Origin of the sequence: Roseateles sp. SL47 (assembly GCF_026625885.1) — a bacterium.
Classification (GTDB): Bacteria; Pseudomonadota; Gammaproteobacteria; order Burkholderiales; family Burkholderiaceae_C; genus Roseateles.
Window position 1 is genome coordinate 1,875,245 of the sequence record NZ_CP113068.1, and the last position, 20,339, is coordinate 1,895,583.

A 20,339-nucleotide genomic window follows, 5' to 3' on the forward strand; every position below is an offset into this window, starting at 1 on the left:
GCTGTGTTCGGTCGATCCGCGCTGACTTGATGCATACAAGGCTCAGCGCCGCCGCCCCCGGAAGGGGCGGCGGCGACTGGTTTCAAGCCGAGAACCGATACACCCCGTCTTCATCCAGGCTGCGCCGCAGCTGTCCACCCAACCACAGGTGGTTCAGGTGCGCCACCGCTTCGCCCATCGCAAACGTCGTCTGGTGCAGATCCAGCGGCCGACGGAACATCATCGGCAGCAGCTCCGCCGCATGGCTGGGTTGGGCGGTGCAGGCCGCCACCACCTCGGCCAGCCGCTCGGCATGGTGTTCCTGCAACTGGTCGATCCGCTCATGCAGGCCCTTGAACGGCTTGCCGTGGGCCGGCAGCACCAGCGTGTCGGCGGGCAGCGGCAGCAGCCGCTCCAGGGAGTCCAGATAGAGCCGCAGCGGGTCCGCTTCCGGCTCCACATCCACCACCGAGACGTTCGTCGAGATCCGCGGCAGCACCATGTCGCCCGCGATCATCACGCCCAAGGACGCCGAGAACAGGCTCATGTGCTCCGGTGCATGGCCATGGCCGACCAGGCAGCGCCAGTCGTGCTCCCCGATGCGCAGCACCTGGCCATCCATCAGGCGACGGAAGGCCGACGGTACGGCCGGCACCATGTTCGGGTAGTAGCTCGCGCGGCCACGGATCTTGTCCAGCGATGCCGGGTCCGTCAGGCCATGGCTGCCGAAGAAGGCCGCAGCGGCTTCGCCACCCATGCCCACCGTGGAGGACGAGGCCAGCCGCGCCAGTTGGTAGTCCGTGGCGCTCATCCACAGGCGGCAGTTCCAACGCTCCGTCAGCCAGTGGGCCAGGCCCATGTGGTCCGGATGGAAATGGGTGACCACCACCCGCAGCACCGGCAGACCTTCCAGATGCTCCGCAAACACCTGTTCCCAGTGGGCCTGCGTGGCTTCGTTGTGGATGCCGCAGTCCACGATGGTCCAGCCGCTGCGCCCGTCCACATCGTCCTTCAGCAGCCACAGGTTGATGTGGTCCAGCGCAAACGGCAGGCCCATCCGCAACCACCGCACACCGGGCAGCACCTCCAGCACTTCGCCGGGAGCGGGCAAACGGTCACCCAGGGGGTAGGAGAGTTCTGATTCGCGGGGATTGGCCATGGCGATAGACTTGAGGTTTACGTTTACGTCAACGTCACCGCAGTGTAGCCATGAGCACCGAGTCCCGCCCGTCCCCTGCCGCAGACCCTCTGGAGGGTGCGAACTCCATGTCCGACAACGACACGCTGCCGGAGGCCAATGTCGCCGCCGGCCCGCTGTTCACCATCACCGAGCTGGCGGCGGAATTCGACATCACGCCCCGGGCCATCCGCTTTTATGAAGACATGGGCCTGCTCACGCCGGCCCGCGCGGGTCGCAACCGCGTCTACACCCAGCGAGACCGCACCCGGCTCAAGCTGACGCTGCGCGGCAAGCGGCTCGGCCTCTCCTTGCAAGACGTCAAACAACTTGTGGACATGTACGACAGCCAGTCCGATACCGCGCCCCAGTTGCGCGCCTTTTTGTCCGTGCTGGATCAGCATCGGCGCCAACTGCGTCAGCAGCTCAGCGACATCGAAGTGACCTTGGCGGAAATCAGCCAGCACGAAGAACGCTGCCTGGCCTTGCTGGCCGAGGCCGGTCAGCCGGCCGAGCGGCCAACGGCCCTGGACGGCTGAGGGAAGGACACCGGCCGTGCAGGCCCTGCGACCCTCATCGGCCGCATCGGCCGCATCGGCTGCAACCGCTGGAACCGCTCCCACGGTCTCATCTGCGGCCTACACTGCCCGACCATGAACGGACTGCATCTCACCGCCGACCTCAGTGGCTGCGCCGACCTGGCGCTGCTGGTGGATGCCTCCGGCCTTGCTCAGCAATGCCGCGCCGCCACCGAAGCCAACGGCCTCACCGTGGTGGGAGACCACTGGCACCGCTTTCCGGACGGACCGCAGGGCCAGCTGGGCGGGCTCACCGGCATGCTGCTGCTGGCGGAATCCCACGTGGCCCTTCACACCTGGCCCGAACTGGGCGCCGTGACGCTGGATGTCTATGTCTGCAACTATGGCGCGGACAACTCGTTGAAGGCGAGGTCCCTGATGAGCGCCCTGGTGGCCCTGTTCCGTCCGCAGCAGGCGGACTGCCAGGAACTGCAGCGCGGGCGCCGACCCGACTGACACCGTCGGCGCCTGGTCCCGAGGCGGATCCTGCGCCGGCGACGCCTACGCAGTGCCCGCTGCCCACCACCCGCTGCCCGCTGCACGCCGCACGCCGCACGCGCCGACTCAAGCCCGCCCGTCCGCCGATCGTTGATAACGTGTCGAAATCGACATTTCGGCGGCTTCCTTCACATCTGTACCGCTACCAACAGGGTTTCCACCACCCTCGACTTCGCACACGCTGGCGAGGTCTCTCCTAGACTGCTTCTCATTGCCCGCGCAGACGGGACAGGGGAGTGACGTGAAAGAGAGCAAGACCCGCCACTGGGAGGCCGGGCCGCGGCACGTGCCGTCATCCGGAACCGCAAAACCTGGCACTGACTCAAACGCTCGACCGTGGGCCATGTGGTCCGCCGCGTTGAGCGCGGCCGAAGCGCGCGCTCGGCAGCGTGGCCTATGGCCCGCCGACCGGACACAGGGGTCCCTCGCCCAGCAGGCCCAGGAGGACACCGGCCACGAGGAGGACTTCGTCAGCACGCTGCCCTCGGACCTGTTCGATGACGTGCCCGTCGATATCCTCCTGTCGTCGACGGGCTTGTTTCCGCCCGCAGCAACAGCAGCTCCAACGGCGGCACCAACAGCGGCACCTGCAGCCTCATCCAAGGCTGCACGCGCCACTGCATTTTCGGCGCCAACCACCCCGTCACCGCCCCCTTCGCCCACCCCTGCACTGGCGCCCGCATCGACGCTGTCCTCGTGGCGCGTTCGTCCCGTGGCCGGTCATGCCGACGCGTGGCCCCATGCCCAGGACACGGCGCGGCGCGTGCCACTTCCCAGGGGACCCTCCTCCCGCCTGCATGACAACGGCCCCGACACCGCGCAGTTCCCCGCCTTCCCCGCCTTTCCCGCATGGACGCCCTGCAGCAGCCCGCGGCTGCACTTCACCGGCACCGGCAGCGAATACTTTCGTCTCTGGGTGATCCACACCCTGCTCATCGTGCTGACCCTGGGGCTTTATTCCGCCTGGGCCCAGCAGCGCCAGCTGCGCTGGTGGGCGCGTCACACCGTGCTGGACGGTGACCCGTTCGACTTCCACGGTGCCCCGCGCCGCATGCTGATGCACCGCCTGTTTGCACTGGTGCTGCTGCTGGGCGTGTGGCTGGCCACGCTGCAGACGGTCTGGATGGCCTGCACGATGCTGGGCGTCATGGCCCTGGGGGCATCCGCCCTGATGATGCGGACACGGCGCTTCCGTCTGCATCACATGAGCTGGCGGGGGGTGCGCTTTGGGCAGCGCGCCCGCGCCAGTCAGGCCGTCGCCTCACGGCTGCCGCTGGCCATGGTCGGTGGTCCGCTGGGGCCGCAGCCATCCCGGGCGATGCTCAAGCTGCTGCTCACGCAGGGTTGGCTGGTGCTGCTGACGCTGGGCCTGTATTGGCCCTTCCTGGCAGTACGGCTGGTGCGGCTGCGCCTGGAACTGCTGACGCCTCGGGCCGATGACCTGCGCGCGGCCATCGACCTGCCGGCCCGGTCCCGCGCCGCGATCTGCAACCGAGCCACGGGCCCGGCCCTGGGCCTGGATCTGGGATGGTAAGCATGGGCGACATCTATTCCACCAACGCCCGCTGGTTCAATGGCAAGGACCGTCGGCCGCGCATGGCCCTGGTCCGCATCCATGGCCAGCATCTGGAACTGGTGCCCCATTCCAGCGAGGCATTTGCCCATTACTTCGCTGCGGATGGCGCCGACGCAGGAGAGTCTTCGGCGGACCTCCGCGACCCACTGGTGCCGCTGGAAAGCTCGGCGCGCCGGTATGCTCGTGCGCTGCTGAAGGTGGGCGAGCGCTGGCGCGGGACCCCGGTGCCTGTGCAACTGCCGGATGGTGGCACGGTGCTGCTCAGCGCGGACAGCGCAGTGGCCAAGGTCCTGGCCCCGCAGAGCCTGGCCTCGCGCATGATGGGCAGCTGGCCGGGTGTCGTCACCGGCCTGCTGCTGCTCATGGTGGCGGTGCTGTGGCTCAGCACCGTGGGCGCCGGGTGGATGGCGCGCCTGCTCGGACTCGCCTGACGCCCCGCCGCCCCGGCCCCCCCGGGGGCACCGCCTTGATGCGTCAATCGGCTTTGGTGCTGGCCGCCGCGCCTGCGGTGGTCGCTGCCGTGGCCTTTGCAGCGCCTGGCTCCACCGGCTTGAACAAGCCCATCACATCGCGCTTGCCGCGCTCCAGATAAGGCACCGGCTGGTCCATCCATTCCGGGCGGGGCGCGCCGAGCAGGAAATGGTCGAAGAACTCGCCCATGTGCACCGTGTAGTGCTTCATGTGGTCGCGGTCCTTCAAGCCGTGTTTCTCGCCGTTGTAGTTGAACCAGTAGGCTTCCTTGCCCAGGCGGCGCAGGGCGGTGAAGAACTCGATGCCTTGATACCAGGGCACTGCGTCGTCATCGTCGTTGTGGATGGTCAGATACGGGGTCTGCACCTTGTCGACCCGGAAGATGGGGGAGTTCTCCACATACAGGTCGGGGCGTTCCCACGGCGTGGCGCCGATACGGCTCTGGCCGTGCTCGTACTGGAAGGCCCGGCTGATGCCCGCGCCCCAGCGGATGCCGCCGTAGCCACTGATCATGTTGGCCATGGACGCGCCGGCTTCAGCCGCACGGAACATCGTCGTGTGGGTGATGAGGTAGTTGATCTGATAGGCGCCCCAGCTGTGACCCTGGATGCCGATGCGCCTGGGGTCCACATGGCCCTGGGCCACCACCTGACGGATGGCCGGCAGCACCGTGTTCATCGCACTTTGGCCGGGATGGCCGGTGGTGTAGACGATGTCAGGCCGCAGCACCATGTAGCCATTGCTCACATAGCGCGTCACATTGATGTTCTGGCTTGGCGCCGGCGGCACATAACGATAGCGGTTGTCCGACAGCTTCTCGTAGATGTAGACCATCAGCGGATACTTCTTCGACGGGTCGAAGTTGTCGGGCTTGGTCAGCAGCGCCTTGAGCTTGCGGCCATCGGCCGAGGTGTATTCAATCTGCTCCTGCGTGCCCCATACGAATTGGGACTGCTGCGGATTGGCCTGGCTGATGCGCACCGGCTGGCGCAGGTCCAGGCGGGAGGTCCAGAGGTCCGGGAACTCGCGGAAGGTCTGCTGGGTGAAGACGATGCGGTCGGCGGCCTTGGCCTTGATGAGCCCCCCGATCATCTTCTGGTCCTGGATCAGCACCTCGGGTTGCCCGCCAGTCGCCGCCACGCGGTAGTAGCCACTGTCACGCGTCTGGTCGTTGGTGCCGGTCAGCATCCAGGCGTCGGTGGACAGCGGCCGCTTGTCGGCGTCTTCCGGGTCCAGCGCCACGGCGCGCAGTTGCACATGCTGACGGCGGCCCCAGCCCTGGGTGAGGTTGGCGGATTGGCCGGTGGCGGGGTTCACCTGCCAGAGGTCGTAGCGGTCATAGAGCACCACGCTGGTGTCATCGGCGGTCCAGCCGGCCACGCCGTAGGGTTCGGGCAGGTCGGGAACGTCGCGCTCGTCATTGTCAAAGCGGGCGGCAATGCGGGCGGTGAGCACGCTGGCGGCGCCGGTATCGGTCCGCCAGGCCACCCAGCGGCGATGGGGGGCATCAAATCCCAGGATGTAGCGGCCCGCTGGTGACAGGCTCGGCATGTGGCGCAACTTGCGTGCGACCCGTCGGGACTCGCCGGTGCGCAGGTCCACCGCATAGGCATCGGTGTATTCACCTTCCCAGGAACGCAATGGCCGGTAGGGCAGGTCGCTCAGGCCCAGGGCGACGGTCGCGTTGTCGTTGAGCTGGATGGTGGGCATGTCCTTGCGAGCCAACTGCACAAAGCGGCTCTGGTCCGGCGTGGCCCCCAGGTGCACCACCGCGCGGTAGCTGCGCTGCTTCTCACGCTCCGCCTTGGCCTTCTGCGCGGACTGCAGTTCCGGGTCCTTCCAATGCCACAGGTCCACCTTCACCGGCTCGGGGGCGTCGGCGGGATCGGCCTTGGGGGTTTCGGCAGTGCCCAGGAACAGGCGCTGCCCATCCTTGCTGAAGCTCAGCGGCGCATGTTCGCTGGGGCTCCAGCCTGCCGGCATGCCGGCGGTGTCGGCGCTGACCAGCAGGGTGGCCGTATCAGCGGAAGCAGCCTGGGAGGACGATGTGCTGCCGGGCGCCGCCGGGGCTGCGGCTGAGAGGGCCGAAGCATCAGCCCGACCACTGCGCCAGAGGTACAGCTTGTAGGGCGTGGGACCGGGTTTGGTTTCTGCAGCCTTGCCGGTGGCGGCAGATGTGGCGTCAGCTGCGCCCCCGGAAGCGGCTCCAGACGCGGCGGACCGGGCCACCTTCGCTTCGGCGGCCTTGGCTGCCGCGCGTTCGGCGATGGCATCACGGTTGCTGACGAAGGCCAGTTGTTCGCCTTTGTCGTCGAACTTCAACTGGCGGTAGCTGCCGGCGCCCGTGGCCAGGGCCTGGACCTGCTGGGGTTGGGCCGGATTCAGCAGATAGACACCTTCCCGGTCGGTGCCCGGGGCGACAGCGGTCGCATCGGTCAGCAGCGGCACCACCGTGGAGGAAGCGGCGGAAGACGCCGGAGCGGCCGTTGCCTCCCCCGCCTTGTGCCTGGCTGCTGGCGTGTCCTTCACCGACACCCCATACGCCAGACGCCGTCCGTCATCAGACCAGGCAAAGTCCGCCACGTCCTTGATGGCATGGCGACGGTGGGTCACCACGTCCAGCAGCACGAGTTCCGTGCCGGGGGTCTTCTTGGCGGCAGCGGCGGCGCCGGCCTCCCCTGAGGCTTCCTGGTCGTCCGTCCGGGCGGCTTCCGGGTCCTTGGCAGCCGCGTCCTTCCTGGCGGGCGCTGCTTCCATCAGCAGCGCCAGCACCTGGCTGCCGTCCTTGGGCCAGGCGAAGCGTTTGACACGCTCCACCACTTCCACTTGGCCCGTGGCGAGGTCCATCACGGCGGCGCCGGCCTTGGGCGCCTCATCGCCCTTCTTCTTGTCCTTCTTGGCCTGATCCAGCGCCGCCCGAGTCGGCTGCACCGCAAACGCCACATAGCGACCGTCGGCGCTGAACACCGGAGCGGTCCCGCGTGGGGAGCGCCATTCGCGGTCATCGGTCAGATGGCGCACCACCAGTTCCCCATCGGCCTCCTGGGCCACCAGGGCATACGCCACCCATTGCCCATCGCGGCTGAGCTGCGTGCCCTGGATGCTGCGCCAGTGGGCATAGACGTCATAAGTCAGCGGACGGGCGGCTGACGTGGGCACGGCAGACACCGCAGCGGCCACGGGTTTCAAGGCCTGGGGCGGTGCCGCCGGTGTGTGGGTGGCGGCATGCAGCCCGGCGGGCACGCTGCCGAACGCCAGGGAGACCGCCAGCAGCTGGGTCCATGGGAACGCCCGGGGCGGCAGGGGTGGCAGGGCGGAGCGCAGGGGCGAACGGGAAGAACGCAGCGAACGCAGCGAACGCGGCAAAAGGGGCATTGAAGTCATGAACCGGGAGCAGGGCCCAAAGGCCGGCGGAGGCGAAGATGGGGCGTTATATCAACCGCCATCGCGCCCGGAACAAAGACATTCCCGGGGTCTTCCGCAGCCTCGGTCGATTGGCGAATCGGGTGTGCGCTCTATAGGGCAGATCGATAACCGGCCGTGCGGTTAATCGGTTTGAAGCAGCAGCTTGCTGAGCCATTGCTGCAACGCGTCGATCTCCTCGCGGCTCACCTCGTGGCCCATGGGGTAGGTCTGCCACTGGACCGGGTAGTTCAGCCGCTGCAGTTCGGCCAGGCTGGCCAAGGCACGCGCGGGCAGCACCACTGGGTCCTCATCACCATGGGCCAGGAAGATCGGCGTGGACGCGTTGGCGGGATGTCGCTCGGCCTCTGTGCTCTCCAGCAGCGGCAGATATCCGGACAGCCCCACCAGCCCGGCCAGCCGGCGTGAGTAGCGCAGCCCGGTGAGCAGCGTCATGGCGCAGCCCTGCGAGAAGCCCATCAGCACCACCCGGTGCGGCGGAATGCCGTGTTCCTGCTCTTCGCGCTCGATCAGCTCCTCGATCAGCGCCTGCGACTGCCGCAAGCCGTCCGCATCTTCCCGCTGACGCAGGTCGCCATGGCGGATGTCATACCAGGCCGGCATGCGCATGCCGCTGTTGATCGTCACCGGGATGACCGGCGCGTTGGGCAATACGAAGCGCAAGCCGCCGCGCGCCAGCACCGGGCTGAGATCCATCGCCTGGCATACCGGCGCCAGATCGTCACCGGACGATCCCAGCCCGTGCAGGACGATCACGCTGAACAGAGGGGTTTCTCGGGTTTGGAGTTCCAGGGTTTCGAGCGGCATGAGAGGCGTCCGGTGGAGAAGAGGGGAATGAATGCGCCCATGCTAGTCCAGTGCGAGGCGGGCGATTCGTTTCGGTCGGTCCCCGTTGCACTGTGTCGCGATGCGCTGCAGTTGATCGCAACGGGGTGGCTGAAATCGTGCCGGTCGGTAGGCTGCGAAGCATCAACGGAAATGAACGGAACGCAGCCCATCCCGGGCTCGCCGACAGACCCGAAGGAGCACACATCATGTCCGCCAGCGAAGAACTCCAACGTCTTGCCGACCTGCATCAGCGCGGTGTGCTGAGCGACGAGGAGTTTGCCCAGGCCAAGTCGCGGGTGTTGGGATCCATCGGCGGCGCCGCGAGCGCCGCCGCCCCTGCGCCGGCCGTGTCGTCCCTGAATGCGTTCCACCGCAGCCGCGACGATCGCTGGCTGGGCGGCGTATGCGGGGGCATTGCCCGCATGAGCGGACTGGCGGCCTGGTTCTGGCGCATCGTGTTTGTGTTGCTGGTGGGCTGTGCGGGGGGCGGATTCCTGCTGTACCTGCTGCTGTGGATCTTTGTGCCGCTTGAAGAGTGAGTCCCGGGCCTGGACTCCGGGAGCGCCCCCACTCAGCGAACGCCCCGGAGCAGATAGGCCGACTCCAGCCAGCGCCGTTCCACCTCGGCGCTGGCCAGGCGCGGTGCCAGATCGTGCCAGGGCACATCCAGCCGCTCCGGGCTAACGATGGAATGCAGCGCGGCGCCCCACACAAACAGATTGCTCAGCGGCCACCAGGGAGCGGCCCACACCAGCCCGGCGGCCACGACGCGGGCGCCCGGCTTGAGGGCCTGCAGCACACGCGTCAGGCCCAGCGGTTGCTGCAAGGCATCGTGGGTGAAGAAAAACAGGGCCGCGTCCGCACTGGCGGGCCGAAGCAGCGTCTCCAGCGGGGCGTCTTCCACGGTGCTGTCCACAAAATCCACCGTGGTGTGCCAGCCCGCAGCGACCGCCCGGCCACGCGCCTGCGCCATCATGGCGGCGCAGGGTTCAATGGCGACGACGCGGCCGGCTTCGCCTACGCCCGCGACCATGCCAGGCAGACTGAGGCCGGTTCCAGCACCCACATCCAGCACCGTCTGGCCCGGTTGCAGGGACAGGGCTCGGATCGCTTCCTGACGCAATGGCGCAACGGCCATCAGTTCGTAGTCATACACCGATGCGCGGCGCGTATACAGCGCTTGCAGTCGCTCCGTCGACAAACTCATGACGTGACCTTGGCGCTTGTGGCGCTTCATGACTGCGGGTGACCGCGCAGCCCCGGTGCCCGAGGGTTTTGTCCGTAAGACCCTAGCTTCGCGGTGCCCACCCCTGCCGTCAAGTGCCTTTGCCGAGCATGCTTCTTCAGAATTTCCCGGGGGCCGCTCATCCCCTGTCACGGATTCGTCACAGCCGGTCGCAAGAATCCCCGCCCATGTATGTCGACCGCATTCTGGGCATGACGCTTGCCCGCTCCCTCCGCCTGCCGCTGGCAGCCTCCGTGCTGGTGCTGACGGGCTTGGTCCATGCCGGATCGGTCGTAGCGGCTGCACCGGCTGCCGAGTCACCCGCTGCAGCCCCTCTGGAACTCAAGTTCTCCCAGTTTTTCCGTCAGCCCATTGGCGACCGTGGCCTGGCCCTGTCCGACACCCTGCTGGCCGCTGAGGGTCGCGAGGTGCGTCTGGTGGGCTACATGGTGGCCCAGGAACAGGCCCGCCCGGGCCGCTTCTGGCTGACTCCCCGGCCGGTGCGCATGAGTGAACATGCCGACGGCGAGGCGGACGACCTGCCGCCTTCCACCGTCACGGTGCAGCTCGCCCCCTCTCAACAGGACCGCCTGGTGGCTCACCAGGATGGACTGCTGGTGCTGACCGGACGCCTGCGCGTGGGCCGTTTCGAGGATGAGTCCGGCCGCGTGTCCTGGGTGCGGCTGGAGTTGCCGCCGGAGGCACTGGCCTCGGCGCCGGGGGGCCTGGCCCGTCCGGCGCAGGAACAGGCGCAGGCCCACGCGCACGCGCACTGAGCGCACCGCCAGTCCGGTTCCTCGGTCCCTCGGTCCCTGCGCTGCCTCACCCTTCGCACCCCGGTCGTTTCGCATCCCCGTCGTTTCGCACAGCGTCCTTTCCTCCCACTCGTCCAGGCCACCCACACCATGAACAAACACCTGCCCACGCTGCTGGCCGCTGCCAGCGCCCTTCTGGGGGCCACTGCGGCCCAGGCCGCCCCCACGGTCACCCGGCTGACCCCTCCGAGCGAGTTGTTTGCCAGTGGTCAGCCAGAGCCGGTGATTGCCCGATTCCTGCCGGGCCAGCGCTTTGACCTGCAAGCCACCATCAAGCCGGACGCTGGCCAGCGCATCACGGCGGCCCGCTTCTTCATTGACGGCAAGCCGGTGACCGCCACGGTGGCACTGCGTGATTGCGCCAGCGGCTGTGTGAAAGGGATCGCTGCGGAGAGCGCCATTGCCACGGTGCGTGCGGTCAGCCTGGACAAGCCCGGTCGCCATGAGCTTCGCATCGAGGCCACCCAGGCGGACGGCCAGGCCGCCACAGCCCGAGGCAATTTCGATGTGATGCCGTTCGCCACGGCCATGGGGCCGAAGGTGAAGAACGTGATCATCCTGCTGGGGGACGGCATGGGCGCCGCCCAGCGCACAGCGGCTCGCATCGTCAAGGGCGGTTATGCCCAGGGCAAGGTCATCACGCCCTTGGCCATGGACAGTTTCCCGGCCACGGCGCTGGTCAAGACGGCCTCGCTGAATTCGGTGGTCACCGATTCCTCCCCGGGCATGACCTCCTACGTGTCGGGCAACAAGAACAACAACAATGAAGAAGGTGTGTTCCCGGACGACACCATCGATGCCTTCGACAATCCGCGCATCGAATACCTGTCCGAATACCTGCATCGCACCGAAGGCAAGGCCCTGGGCATCGTGACCACGGCCGATGTCTTCGACGCCACGCCGGCCGGCAATGCCGTCCACACCAGCAACCGGGGCGCAGGCACCGGTATCGTGGACCAGTTCTTTGACGACCGTGAGCGCACCGGCCTGACGGTGCTGCTGGGCGGTGGCCGCAAGTGGTTCCTGCCGGCCGGCACACCCGGCTCGGAGCGCGCCGAATCCAACGACTACGCCTTCTCCAGCACCGATCCGCACACGGCAGAAATCGTCAAGCGCTGGGGTGTGGCCCCGGGTGCCAAGGACAAGGATCGTGACCTGATCAAGGCCTTCCAGTCGGCAGGCTACCGCTATGCCCCCACCCGCACCGAGCTGGCGGCTGCGGACGGCGCGGACAAGCTGCTGGGCCTGTTCTCCTTCTCCAACATGAATGTGGCGCTGGACAAGATCGACGGACGGCGTGGTGCCAAGAAGGGCATCACCGGCACGGTGGTGGACGACTACGGCTTCCCCGACCAGCCGATGCTCGATGAAATGGCCCGTGCCGCACTGAACACGCTGAAGAAGCAGCCCAAGGGCTTTGTGCTGATGATCGAAGGCGCGTCGATCGACAAGCAGGCGCACAACATGGACACCGAGCGCTGGATGCTGGACACGATCGAGTTCGATCGTGCCGTGCAGGTGGCACAGGACTTCGCCCGTGAGAACGGCGACACGCTGGTGATCGTCACCGCCGACCACGAATGCTCGGGGGCGGCGCTCATTGGCGGCTCGATGCTGAGCGACAAGGCGTTGCAGGAGGCCATCCAGAAAAAGGGCGTGGCCAATCTGCGCGACAAGGTGGTGGGTGTGTATGAAAAGGCCGGCTTCCCGCGTTATCGCCTGGCGGCGGACGGCTATCCGGAAGCCACCGACATCGACTACCGCCTGCTGGTCGGTTACGGTGCCAATGCAGACCGTTATGAAGACTGGCGCACCAACGCCACGCCGCTGCGCGACCCGCAGCAGCCGATGGCCAAGGCCGAGCCGCTGAAGTGGTATCCCCCGGTGCCGAGCGAGCGGGATGACGCCTTTGGGGAGTACCTGGTCACCGGCCAGGTGCCTGGTGAATCCGCCGTGCACACCGCGACCGACATTCCGCTGTCCGCGTTTGGCCCGGGCGCCCTGGCCTTCACCGGTGTGATCGACAACACGGACGTGTTCTTCAAGCTGGCACAGGCCGCCGTGAAGGGCACGACCGCACCCGCAGACACCACCGGCGCCAAGCGCCCCGCACGCGCGGCGCCGGCTGCCCGCTGAGCGGCACAAGCCTGGTAACCCAGGTCCATCCGGAGCGCGGCCTCTGGGCGTTCCGGGTGTCTGGGTGGGCTCAGGGCACGGGACCGCCCAGGGCTCGAATCAACGTAATCCGGTTCTCAATCTCCGACTGGCGGATGCGGATGAGTTCATTGTCCTGAGCAAAGAGGTTGCGCTGCGCATCCAGCTCTTCCAGATAACCCGCATAACCCGCCTCATAACGGTCGTGGGCATATGCCAGGGAGCGCGCCAGCACGTCGCGCCGCTCCATCGCGTAGCGGCGCTGCTCGGCCAACCGATCCAGACCGGCCAGCGCGTTCTCCACCTCGGACAAGGCATTCAGCACACGCGCACGGTAGTTGTAGGCTGCCTGATCCCGCTGGGCGGTGGCCACGTCAAATTGCGCCTGCAGCCGGCCGGCATCGAACAACGGCGCCAGGGCACTCGCCCCGATGGACCACACCCGAATCGGGTCATAGTCCAGCGCGTCGATGTAGAGCTTGCCCGCCGAGGCGCTGAGTGTCACCTGGGGCAGGAATGCACTGCGGCGTGCGGCCAGCGTGGCATCGGTGGCGGCGAGCTGCCGTGCGGCCTGGATGAGGTCCGGGCGACGCTCCAGCAGCGCGGACGGAACGCTGGCGGGCGGCGCTGGCAAGGTCAGCTGATCAAAACCCAGGCCCCGGGGCTGGGCGTGCGCGGTTGCTCCGGCGAGCAGGGCCAGGGCCTGTTCCTGCCGGCGAATGGCGAGCTCCTGCTGGGGAATGGTCTGAGCCACCGAGGCATATTCCGCCTGGGCCTGCGTGAGCTGCAGCTGAGAGATGTAGCCCACCCGTGCCTGGTCCTGCGCCAGTCGCAGCGCCTCCAGGCGTGAGGCCAGTGTGGCGCGGGACAAAGCCAACTGCGCATCCAGCGCCAGCAGCGCAATATAGGACTGCACCGTGGTGGCCGAGACGCTCAGGGCCGCCGCCTGACGTTCCGCCTCGCTGGCTTGCAGCCGCAGTTGCGCCGAGCGCGTCAGGTCGCGGCTGCGGCCCCAGAGGTCGACCTCCCAGCTCGCCGCCACCGTGGGCTGCACCAGATGGCTTTCGGAGATCCCGGTCGACTGCAGCGTGCGGCTGCCTTGAAAGGGCACTTGCAGATTCACGGCCGGGCCTTCGGCGGCGCGGCTGGCATTCAAGGTGGCCCGGGCCTCGTCGAGGCGGGCGCTGGCGAGCAGCAGGTCGCTGTTGTGAACCAGCGCGCGATCCACCAGCTCATCCAGCACCGGGTCCTGGAAGGATTTCCACCAGGGAGCCACCCATGAAGCGGATGGACCTGGTGAAGCTGCGGGCGCGCTCGCGCGAGGTGTTGAGAGAGCGGCGGGGGGTGAAGTTGCCGATGAAGTGGCTTCGGGGGGTGCACTCGGCGCCACCTCGGGCGCATTCCGCCAGGCCTGCGGTACCGCGACCTGTGCAGCACCGGGATGCGGAGGGATCACTGGCGCGCAACCGGTGAGGAATATCCACGGCGTCGCCACGAGGGCCAGCATCGCCGCGCGCGGGTGCGATGCCACGCGCCGCCTCATCGCGACACCTCCGATGCGGGACCCACCGGCGTTGTTGTTCCGCCCGCAGCCTCACTGGCTGCTCCAACCGAAGCTCCACTCGTCGCTCCACTTGCCGCTCCACTCGCAGCTGTATCCACACTCACCACCACCGACATGCCCGGCCGCAGCCGTGAGGCCATCGCCTGGCCCGGATCCAGGGCAATGCGCACCGGCAGCCGCTGCACCACTTTCGTGAAATTGCCCGTCGCGTTGTCCGCCTTGAGCACGCTGAACTCCGAGCCGGTCGCAGGGGCCAGCTGCTGGACATGCCCGGTGAAACGAACGCCCTTCAAGGCATCGGCGCGGAACTGCACCGGCTGCCCCACTTCCATCCTTCCGGTCTGGGTCTCCTTGAAATTCGCCACCACCCACAGCTGCCGAGGGACGAGGAACAACAACTGGGACCCTGCCGTGACGTACTGCCCCAAGCGCACCGACACCTCACTGACCTGCCCGGTCGCTGGCGCCCGCACCACCGTGTTGGACAGATTGATGCGGGCCTGCGCCAGTTGTGCGTCGGCGGCTTCCACTTGCGCCTTGAGACTGGAGCGGCTCACAGACGTTGCCTTGACCCGTTCCTCGCCAATGCGAATGTCCGCGCGGGCCTTCTCCACATTGGCTTGTGCCAGCCGATGGCTGCTGCGCACACGGTCGCGCTCGTTGAGTGACACGGAGCCCCGCTTCGCCAGATCTTCCACCCGCGCCAGCTCTGCGTCCGCCCGTGCGAGCTCGCCCTGGGCGGACGTCAGCGTGGCACGTGAAGCAGACAGGGTGGCCTGGTTCTGCGCCTGGGTCTGTGCAAAGTTTTCCAACTGCGCCGCTGCATTGGCTCGTTGGGCCTGGGCCAGGTCCACGGCGGCGACGTACAGCCGGTCGTCGATGCGCACCAGCGGCTGGCCGGCCCGCACCTCTTCAAAGTCCTTCACCAGCACCTCGACCACGTAGCCGTTCACCTGCGGCGACAGCACGGTCACGGCGCCCCGCACATAGGCGTTGTCGGTGGTTTCCACGCTGCTGTTGAACGGCCCGAGTTCCCAGGCCCGGAGGATGAGTGTGATGCCCACGGCCATCACCACCAGCATCAGCACGATGGCGGTGGTGGAGGCCTTCAGATACTTCGGTGGCGGAGTGGGCCCCGGCGCAGCGGGCGGGGGCGGAGATGCAGGTGCAGGTGCAGCGGCACCGGCAGAGGCTGCGGCATCGGTAGGGGCAGCGGTAGAGGGCGGGTATGCAGTGGGCATGGAGACAGGGGAAGAGAGCGGGGACGACGCCGGCGGAGGCAGTGGCGGCGATGGTGGCGATGGCGCCGGAGACGCAGGGGGCGCGCTGTCCGTGGGCAAGGGCAGCACCGCATTGGCGGTATCGGTCGAGGACGACGCCTGCGCCAATCGCTCGGGTGTTGGCGCGAGTGCTGGCGCGGGTGTTGGTACGGGCGTTGGCGCAGGCGGCCCCTGTTCGTCCGGACGGGGCGGGGAAGGCGGTGGCGTTGGGCTCATGCGGATCAGCTCTGGACAGTCACGGCGGAAGACGGTGGTGCGGTGGAGGATGGAGGCACCTCCACCGGCCCCGGCGGCGGCCGGGTCCCGCGGCCAGCGGCCGTCCGTGCGGCTTCGCGCCGTTGGGCCCAGGCGGTGCGGCCCAGCAAGGCCATCAGCCACAACAGGAAGGCAATGGCGGTCACTGCGCTGAACATGAACACATCGTTGTAGGCGCGGACATTCGACTCCCGCCGTGCCACCTGGGCCAACTGTGCGGCGCCTTGCGCGGCGCGCAGCGTCGGGTCGCCTATCACTCCGGAAAGCGCCGCTCCCTGGGCCGCGATGCGTTGTGACACCAGCGGGTCTGTGCGGTCCAGCGTGGCGACCAGCGAGGCTGAGAATTCATGTTCCCGATGCAGCTGATAGGTGTTCAGCAGCGCCGACCCCATCAACCCGCCCAGGGTCTGGGTGACCGAGAACATCACCGAGAAGGTCACCATGTACGCCGGCCCATTCTTGAGCGCCTGGCCAATGCCAATCAGCATCAACGGCCCCATGAACATCCCGGCCCCCACGGACAGCAGGAACTGGCTCAGATAGAAGTCCTGCGGCCGGTCCAGGCTGGTGCGGTGATGGTCCATCAGCCCAGCCACCGCAAACAGCACGATGGACACCAGGATCTGCGGGAGCAGCGTCTTGGGTGTGAAGGTGATGGAGCAGCCCAGCATGCCGATCACCATGCCGGCCAGCACCACGGCAAACAGCGGTTGCAACTGGTCCGGCCCCATGCCCTGTGCGCGCAGGAAGTTCACGGCGCCCACCGATTGTTCCGTCGTCAGAAAACGCAGGATGAGTGCGCCCAGCACAAAACGCAGCGTGGCGTCGTTGGCGAACCATCGGGTCTGGATCAATGGATTCAATCGGTGATGCTCGATCAGCACCGCCACCGTCACCAGCACCAGAGCCGCCACCAGCAACCAGGCCAGCCACGGCGTGTCCAGCCACCAGTGCAAATAACCTTGCACCAGCACCGCCACCACCATGGCCACGGCCGGGGCCATCAGGCCGAAGGTGAGGAAGTCGAGTTTCTCGAAGACCCGGGTTTGCATACCCGGTGGCAACTTGAGCATCACCACCGCTGCGAAGCTGCACAGCGCCAGCCCGGTTTCAAAGAGATAGAGGTTGTGCCACGAGCCGGCCCCCTGGTTCAGCAAGGCCGGCGACACCACCCAGGCCAACGGCGCTGCCAATTGCCCGATGCCGACGCCGATCACCAGCATCTTGCCGGTGTGGGTGCGTGGCATGCTTTGCAGCATGTAGAGCAGGCACAAGGTGCTGCAGGCAGCTCCGGCCAGGCCGCTGGCGGCGCGCACCATCAAAGTGGTGGCAAACCCTCCCACCGCCAGATGCAGCAGGGCCAGCATGGCGTAGATGCCCAGCCCCACCTCGGCGAACCAGCGCATGCCGAACTGCTGCCGACATTTGAAGACCAGCAGGTTGGCCGTCACGTTCACCATCACATACGCGGCGGACAGCCATGCGCCCTCGCTTGGGGTCAGCCCCAACTGTCCCTGCAGCAGCGGCAGGTTGGCGGTGACCAGGCCGCTGCCCAGTGCACCGGTGATGCCCACCAACACGGCCACCAGCGCATAGGCGGCCCGACGCCACGGCGGATGCCAGGGCATGGAAGGCGAGCCCGGCATGCTGGGTTTTTCATGCTCCTGCCAATCCGGAATCGGCTTGAGCAGCGGTGGCGCAGCCGGCAAGGGCTGCGGCTGCTGCTGCTGCTGCTGCTGCTGCTGCTGCTGCTGAGCGGAAGCCGAGAAGGGGGGCGCAGGTGACGGGGGCACGGATCCTCCCTGTGTGGAGTGCCAGGACTTGCGCCGGCACCAGGGCAAGCGATGGGCCCATTATTCGTAAGCCGGACACGCCTGCAAGCCCCAGGAAGGGTGAGGGATGGCCCGGCTGGCCTATGGGCTGTGTCCGCCAGCGGGTGGCAGCCATTGCGCCGCTGCACGGACCAGGCAGACCGCAGATGCCCCGGCGCGCCAGGCGGCCTGCACCTGCGCCTCCTCCAGAAGCCCGCCGATGCCCACCACCGGCCGGCCCGCCATGCGGGCCCACCAGGCCAACTGGGCCAGGCCCTGGGGTTGCCACGGCATGTCCTTGGTCGTTGTGGGCCACAGCGGACCACAGGCGATGTAGCTGGGGCGCAACGCCCGGGCACGGCACAGTTCCCACAGACTGTGGCTGGACAGGCCCAGCCTCAGTTGGTGATGGCGCAGAGCGGTCAGCAGTTGCAGACGTTCGCTCGATGTGAGCGCTGCCCAATCCTCCTGGCCCAGGTGCAAGGCGGTGGCGCCTTCCTCCAGCGCCAGGCGCCAGTGGTCGTTGATCCACAGCGTGGCCGAGGTGCCATGGACCGCGCTGATGGCCTGACGGATGCTTTGGCGAAGCTGAGCCTCATTGGTACTGCCGTCTCTGTCTCTGTCTCTGTCTCTGTCGTTGGCATTGGCATTGGCATTGGCATTGGCATCTCCATCCGCGTCTGCATCTACGTCTACGTCTACGTCTGCATCTGCATCTGCATCTGCATCGGAGAGACCGCCTGGCCCCTTGCGGCCACCGGCCACGCGCACCTGTTTGATGCGCAGCTGCACATGAGCAAATGCACCGGATTGGGCATAGACCGCGGTCTGGCCGGGATCGTCGGTGATGGCATACAGCCCGCGAGCGAAGCTGACGGCTGCAGCGTCCTCGGTTGCTTCCTCTGCAGCGTTTGGCCGCAACGCCCGGGCCCACTGTGCCAGCAGTGCTTCGGTCAGCACCGCTTCATCCGCCTGGGACATGACGGGCATCGCCGCCGCGTCCGACACAAATGACGCGCAAGGCCGCAGCGGGCCTGCACCTGCCCCGGCGGCATGGCCATGGCGCAGGGCGGTCCAGGTGAGCATCTTGGCCAGCACCACGGCATCCGGCAGCGGGAACCCCCGCGCCAGCGCAGCCGCAGCAGCCGTCGCGAAGGTACAGCCGGAGCCGTGGTGATGCAGCGGATGCCCTGGCACAGGCGCCAGACGCGGCAGTGCCATCCAGCCCGTGGCCAACGGCGAATCCAGCCAATCAAGGGCCAGCGCCGTTCCGGCGGACAGATCGTCGCCGCCGGTGATGCAGACCGCCTGAGCGCCCAAGCGGCGCAGCCGGCAGGCCAGCTCCGGCACGGTGCATTGCCCGGGATGAACGCCCAACAGTCGCTCTGCCTCCCGTCGGTTTGGTGTCACCAGCGTGGCTTGTGGCAGTACTTGATGGCGATAGGCCGCCAGCAAGGCGTCATCGCAAAAGGCGGCACCACCCGCCGTGGCGCCCAGCACCGGGTCCACCACCAGCAGCGCATCGCCCCGCTGCGCCAGCAGCACGTCCACCGCAGTGGCGCTGGCGAGCAAGCCGGTCTTGATCACCCGGGCGGGCAGGTCAGCGCGCAGGGCCTGCAACTGGCCGCGCAAGGTGGCGGCCTCCACGGGATACACCCCCTGCACCCCCAACGAGTTCTGCGCCGTGACGGCGGCCACCACCGTGCACAGATGCACACCCATCGCAGCGGCTGCGCGCGTGTCTGCGGCGAGCCCGGCGCCGCCGCCGCTATCGGTGCCGGCCACACTCCAGATCACCGGTGGCTCGGCCGCCTCCGTCCAGGCGGGCAACACCTCCTGCCAAGGGTCCACGGCGGGCGACCACGGGGAGGGCAGACAGGGATGAGGCACCCGGATCATCAGGCCTCCCCCAGCAGGAAGGCGTGGCCACTCACCGGTGTGCTGGCCACGGCCATGGATTGCGGCGCCATCAGACCCGCACACCAGGCGTTCCGGCCGGCCTGAACAGCGTCGCGGAACGCGCCGGCCATGGCGACCGGCTCCCGCGCCTGTGCCACCGCGCTGTTGAGCAGCACCGCGTCATATCCCAGCTCCATGGCCTGGGCGGCCTGGGACGGGGCGCCGATGCCGGCATCCACCACCAGCACGGTGTCGGGCAGGCGCTCGCGCAAGGTGCGCAGCCCTGCCAGATGCAGCAGGCCCTGGCCGGAACCGATGGGCGCCCCCCAGGGCATCAACAACGGGCAGCCGGCATCCAGCAACCGACGGCCCATCACCAGGTCTTCGGTGCAGTAGGGAAACACGACAAATCCGTCCCGCACCAGCTCGCGGGCAGCCACCAGCAGTTCAATGGGGTCGGGCTGCAGCGTGTGGTCATCACCGACCACTTCCAGCTTGATCCATGGTGTCTCGTACAGCTCGCGGGCCATGTGCGCCAGGGCCACGGCTTCCCGTGCACTGCGGCAGCCAGCGGTGTTGGGCAGCAACCGTGCGCCGCGTGCGCGGGCATCGGCCAGGGCGTGCGCCAAGGCGCCGTTGTCGCCTTGCAGTGTGCGCTTGAGGCCGACGGTGATCACCTCGCTCCCGGAAGCCTGGATCGCATCGCGCAGCACCTGCGGGCTGGGGTAGCCGGCCGTGCCCAGAAAAAAGCGGCTGTTCAGCGTGGTGTCACCGATCACCAGCGGGTCGGGTCGGGATGGATACAT

At 67.6% G+C, this 20,339-nt stretch carries 16 protein-coding genes; 7 read left to right on the forward strand and 9 right to left on the reverse strand.

What is annotated here, in order from left to right:
- Window positions 1-82 precede the first annotated feature (82 nt).
- Window positions 83-1,138 carry an MBL fold metallo-hydrolase gene (locus tag OU995_RS08150; protein WP_267835020.1) on the reverse strand — a complete coding sequence of 352 codons (1,056 nt, stop codon included), beginning with the start codon at window positions 1,136-1,138 and terminating at the stop codon, window positions 83-85.
- Window positions 1,139-1,245: 107 nt separating this feature from the next.
- Here OU995_RS08150 and OU995_RS08155 point away from each other — a divergent pair, with 107 nt between their 5' ends.
- From OU995_RS08155 to OU995_RS08170, 4 genes are all read left to right on the forward strand, one after another.
- Complete coding sequence (locus tag OU995_RS08155) at window positions 1,246-1,695, forward strand: MerR family transcriptional regulator (RefSeq protein WP_267836207.1); 450 nt, start codon at window positions 1,246-1,248, stop codon at window positions 1,693-1,695.
- A 114-nt stretch (window positions 1,696-1,809) separates the two neighbouring features.
- Window positions 1,810-2,190 (forward strand): S-adenosylmethionine decarboxylase family protein, encoded by a 381-nt coding sequence (locus tag OU995_RS08160; protein WP_267835021.1) that lies wholly within the window; start codon window positions 1,810-1,812, stop codon window positions 2,188-2,190.
- 385 nt (window positions 2,191-2,575) lie between these two features.
- Entirely contained in the window at window positions 2,576-3,766 is a 1,191-nt protein-coding gene (locus OU995_RS08165; RefSeq protein ID WP_267835022.1) for a DUF898 family protein, read from the forward strand.
- A 2-nt stretch (window positions 3,767-3,768) separates the two neighbouring features.
- The gene (locus OU995_RS08170) at window positions 3,769-4,239 is read left to right on the forward strand and encodes a DUF7092 domain-containing protein (RefSeq protein WP_267835023.1); all 471 of its coding nucleotides are present in this window, start codon (window positions 3,769-3,771) and stop codon (window positions 4,237-4,239) included.
- Window positions 4,240-4,282: 43 nt separating this feature from the next.
- On the opposite strand, the gene OU995_RS08175 is transcribed toward OU995_RS08170, so the two are convergent.
- Together OU995_RS08175 and OU995_RS08180 are read right to left on the reverse strand one after the other, a co-directional pair.
- The gene (locus OU995_RS08175; RefSeq protein WP_267835024.1) at window positions 4,283-7,654 is read right to left on the reverse strand and encodes a prolyl oligopeptidase family serine peptidase; all 3,372 of its coding nucleotides are present in this window, start codon (window positions 7,652-7,654) and stop codon (window positions 4,283-4,285) included.
- Between the two features lie 171 nt (window positions 7,655-7,825).
- Complete coding sequence (locus tag OU995_RS08180) at window positions 7,826-8,509, reverse strand: alpha/beta hydrolase (protein ID WP_267835025.1); 684 nt, start codon at window positions 8,507-8,509, stop codon at window positions 7,826-7,828.
- 227 nt (window positions 8,510-8,736) lie between these two features.
- On the opposite strand from OU995_RS08180, the gene OU995_RS08185 reads away from it, so the two are divergent.
- On the forward strand, window positions 8,737-9,069 hold the full coding sequence (locus OU995_RS08185) for a PspC domain-containing protein (protein WP_267835026.1): 333 nt from the start codon (window positions 8,737-8,739) through the stop codon (window positions 9,067-9,069).
- Window positions 9,070-9,101: 32 nt separating this feature from the next.
- On the opposite strand, the gene OU995_RS08190 is transcribed toward OU995_RS08185, so the two are convergent.
- Window positions 9,102-9,737 (reverse strand): class I SAM-dependent methyltransferase, encoded by a 636-nt coding sequence (locus OU995_RS08190; RefSeq protein WP_267835027.1) that lies wholly within the window; start codon window positions 9,735-9,737, stop codon window positions 9,102-9,104.
- Window positions 9,738-9,943: 206 nt separating this feature from the next.
- Between OU995_RS08190 and OU995_RS08195 the strand changes: the two genes are divergently transcribed.
- Window positions 9,944-10,531: a hypothetical protein gene (locus tag OU995_RS08195; protein WP_267835028.1), complete on the forward strand. Its 588-nt coding sequence runs from the start codon at window positions 9,944-9,946 to the stop codon at window positions 10,529-10,531.
- Window positions 10,532-10,660: 129 nt separating this feature from the next.
- The gene (locus tag OU995_RS08200; RefSeq protein ID WP_267835030.1) at window positions 10,661-12,706 is read left to right on the forward strand and encodes an alkaline phosphatase; all 2,046 of its coding nucleotides are present in this window, start codon (window positions 10,661-10,663) and stop codon (window positions 12,704-12,706) included.
- Between the two features lie 70 nt (window positions 12,707-12,776).
- On the opposite strand, the gene OU995_RS08205 is transcribed toward OU995_RS08200, so the two are convergent.
- From OU995_RS08205 to OU995_RS08225, 5 genes are all read right to left on the reverse strand, one after another.
- Window positions 12,777-14,231 (reverse strand): efflux transporter outer membrane subunit, encoded by a 1,455-nt coding sequence (locus tag OU995_RS08205; RefSeq protein ID WP_267836208.1) that lies wholly within the window; start codon window positions 14,229-14,231, stop codon window positions 12,777-12,779.
- Between the two features lie 32 nt (window positions 14,232-14,263).
- Window positions 14,264-15,529 carry an HlyD family secretion protein gene (locus tag OU995_RS08210; RefSeq protein WP_267835031.1) on the reverse strand — a complete coding sequence of 422 codons (1,266 nt, stop codon included), beginning with the start codon at window positions 15,527-15,529 and terminating at the stop codon, window positions 14,264-14,266.
- Window positions 15,530-15,789: 260 nt separating this feature from the next.
- Entirely contained in the window at window positions 15,790-17,616 is a 1,827-nt protein-coding gene (locus OU995_RS08215) for an MFS transporter (RefSeq protein WP_267835032.1), read from the reverse strand.
- A gap of 120 nt (window positions 17,617-17,736) precedes the next feature.
- Window positions 17,737-19,533: a bifunctional hydroxymethylpyrimidine kinase/phosphomethylpyrimidine kinase gene (locus OU995_RS08220; RefSeq protein WP_267835033.1), complete on the reverse strand. Its 1,797-nt coding sequence runs from the start codon at window positions 19,531-19,533 to the stop codon at window positions 17,737-17,739.
- Window positions 19,533-20,339, reverse strand: a complete 807-nt coding sequence (locus tag OU995_RS08225; RefSeq protein WP_267835034.1) for a thiazole synthase — start codon at window positions 20,337-20,339, stop codon at window positions 19,533-19,535. Before OU995_RS08225 ends, OU995_RS08220 begins: the two co-directional genes overlap by 1 nt.

Excerpts from the sequence above, each read along its gene's own strand:
- OU995_RS08150 (WP_267835020.1), bottom strand. The coding sequence starts at position 1,138 with ATGGCCAATCCCCGCGAATCAGAACTCTCCTACCCCCTGGGTGACCGT.
- OU995_RS08155 (WP_267836207.1), top strand. The coding sequence starts at position 1,246 with ATGTCCGACAACGACACGCTGCCGGAGGCCAATGTCGCCGCCGGCCCG.
- OU995_RS08160 (WP_267835021.1), top strand. The coding sequence starts at position 1,810 with ATGAACGGACTGCATCTCACCGCCGACCTCAGTGGCTGCGCCGACCTG.
- OU995_RS08165 (WP_267835022.1), top strand. The coding sequence starts at position 2,576 with ATGTGGTCCGCCGCGTTGAGCGCGGCCGAAGCGCGCGCTCGGCAGCGT.
- OU995_RS08170 (WP_267835023.1), top strand. The coding sequence starts at position 3,769 with ATGGGCGACATCTATTCCACCAACGCCCGCTGGTTCAATGGCAAGGAC.
- OU995_RS08175 (WP_267835024.1), bottom strand. The coding sequence starts at position 7,654 with ATGCCCCTTTTGCCGCGTTCGCTGCGTTCGCTGCGTTCTTCCCGTTCG.
- OU995_RS08180 (WP_267835025.1), bottom strand. The coding sequence starts at position 8,509 with ATGCCGCTCGAAACCCTGGAACTCCAAACCCGAGAAACCCCTCTGTTC.
- OU995_RS08185 (WP_267835026.1), top strand. The coding sequence starts at position 8,737 with ATGTCCGCCAGCGAAGAACTCCAACGTCTTGCCGACCTGCATCAGCGC.
- OU995_RS08190 (WP_267835027.1), bottom strand. The coding sequence starts at position 9,737 with ATGAGTTTGTCGACGGAGCGACTGCAAGCGCTGTATACGCGCCGCGCA.
- OU995_RS08195 (WP_267835028.1), top strand. The coding sequence starts at position 9,944 with ATGTATGTCGACCGCATTCTGGGCATGACGCTTGCCCGCTCCCTCCGC.
- OU995_RS08200 (WP_267835030.1), top strand. The coding sequence starts at position 10,661 with ATGAACAAACACCTGCCCACGCTGCTGGCCGCTGCCAGCGCCCTTCTG.
- OU995_RS08205 (WP_267836208.1), bottom strand. The coding sequence starts at position 14,231 with ATGCTGGCCCTCGTGGCGACGCCGTGGATATTCCTCACCGGTTGCGCG.
- OU995_RS08210 (WP_267835031.1), bottom strand. The coding sequence starts at position 15,529 with ATGCCCACTGCATACCCGCCCTCTACCGCTGCCCCTACCGATGCCGCA.
- OU995_RS08220 (WP_267835033.1), bottom strand. The coding sequence starts at position 19,533 with ATGATCCGGGTGCCTCATCCCTGTCTGCCCTCCCCGTGGTCGCCCGCC.
- OU995_RS08225 (WP_267835034.1), bottom strand. The coding sequence starts at position 20,339 with ATGTATCCATCCCGACCCGACCCGCTGGTGATCGGTGACACCACGCTG.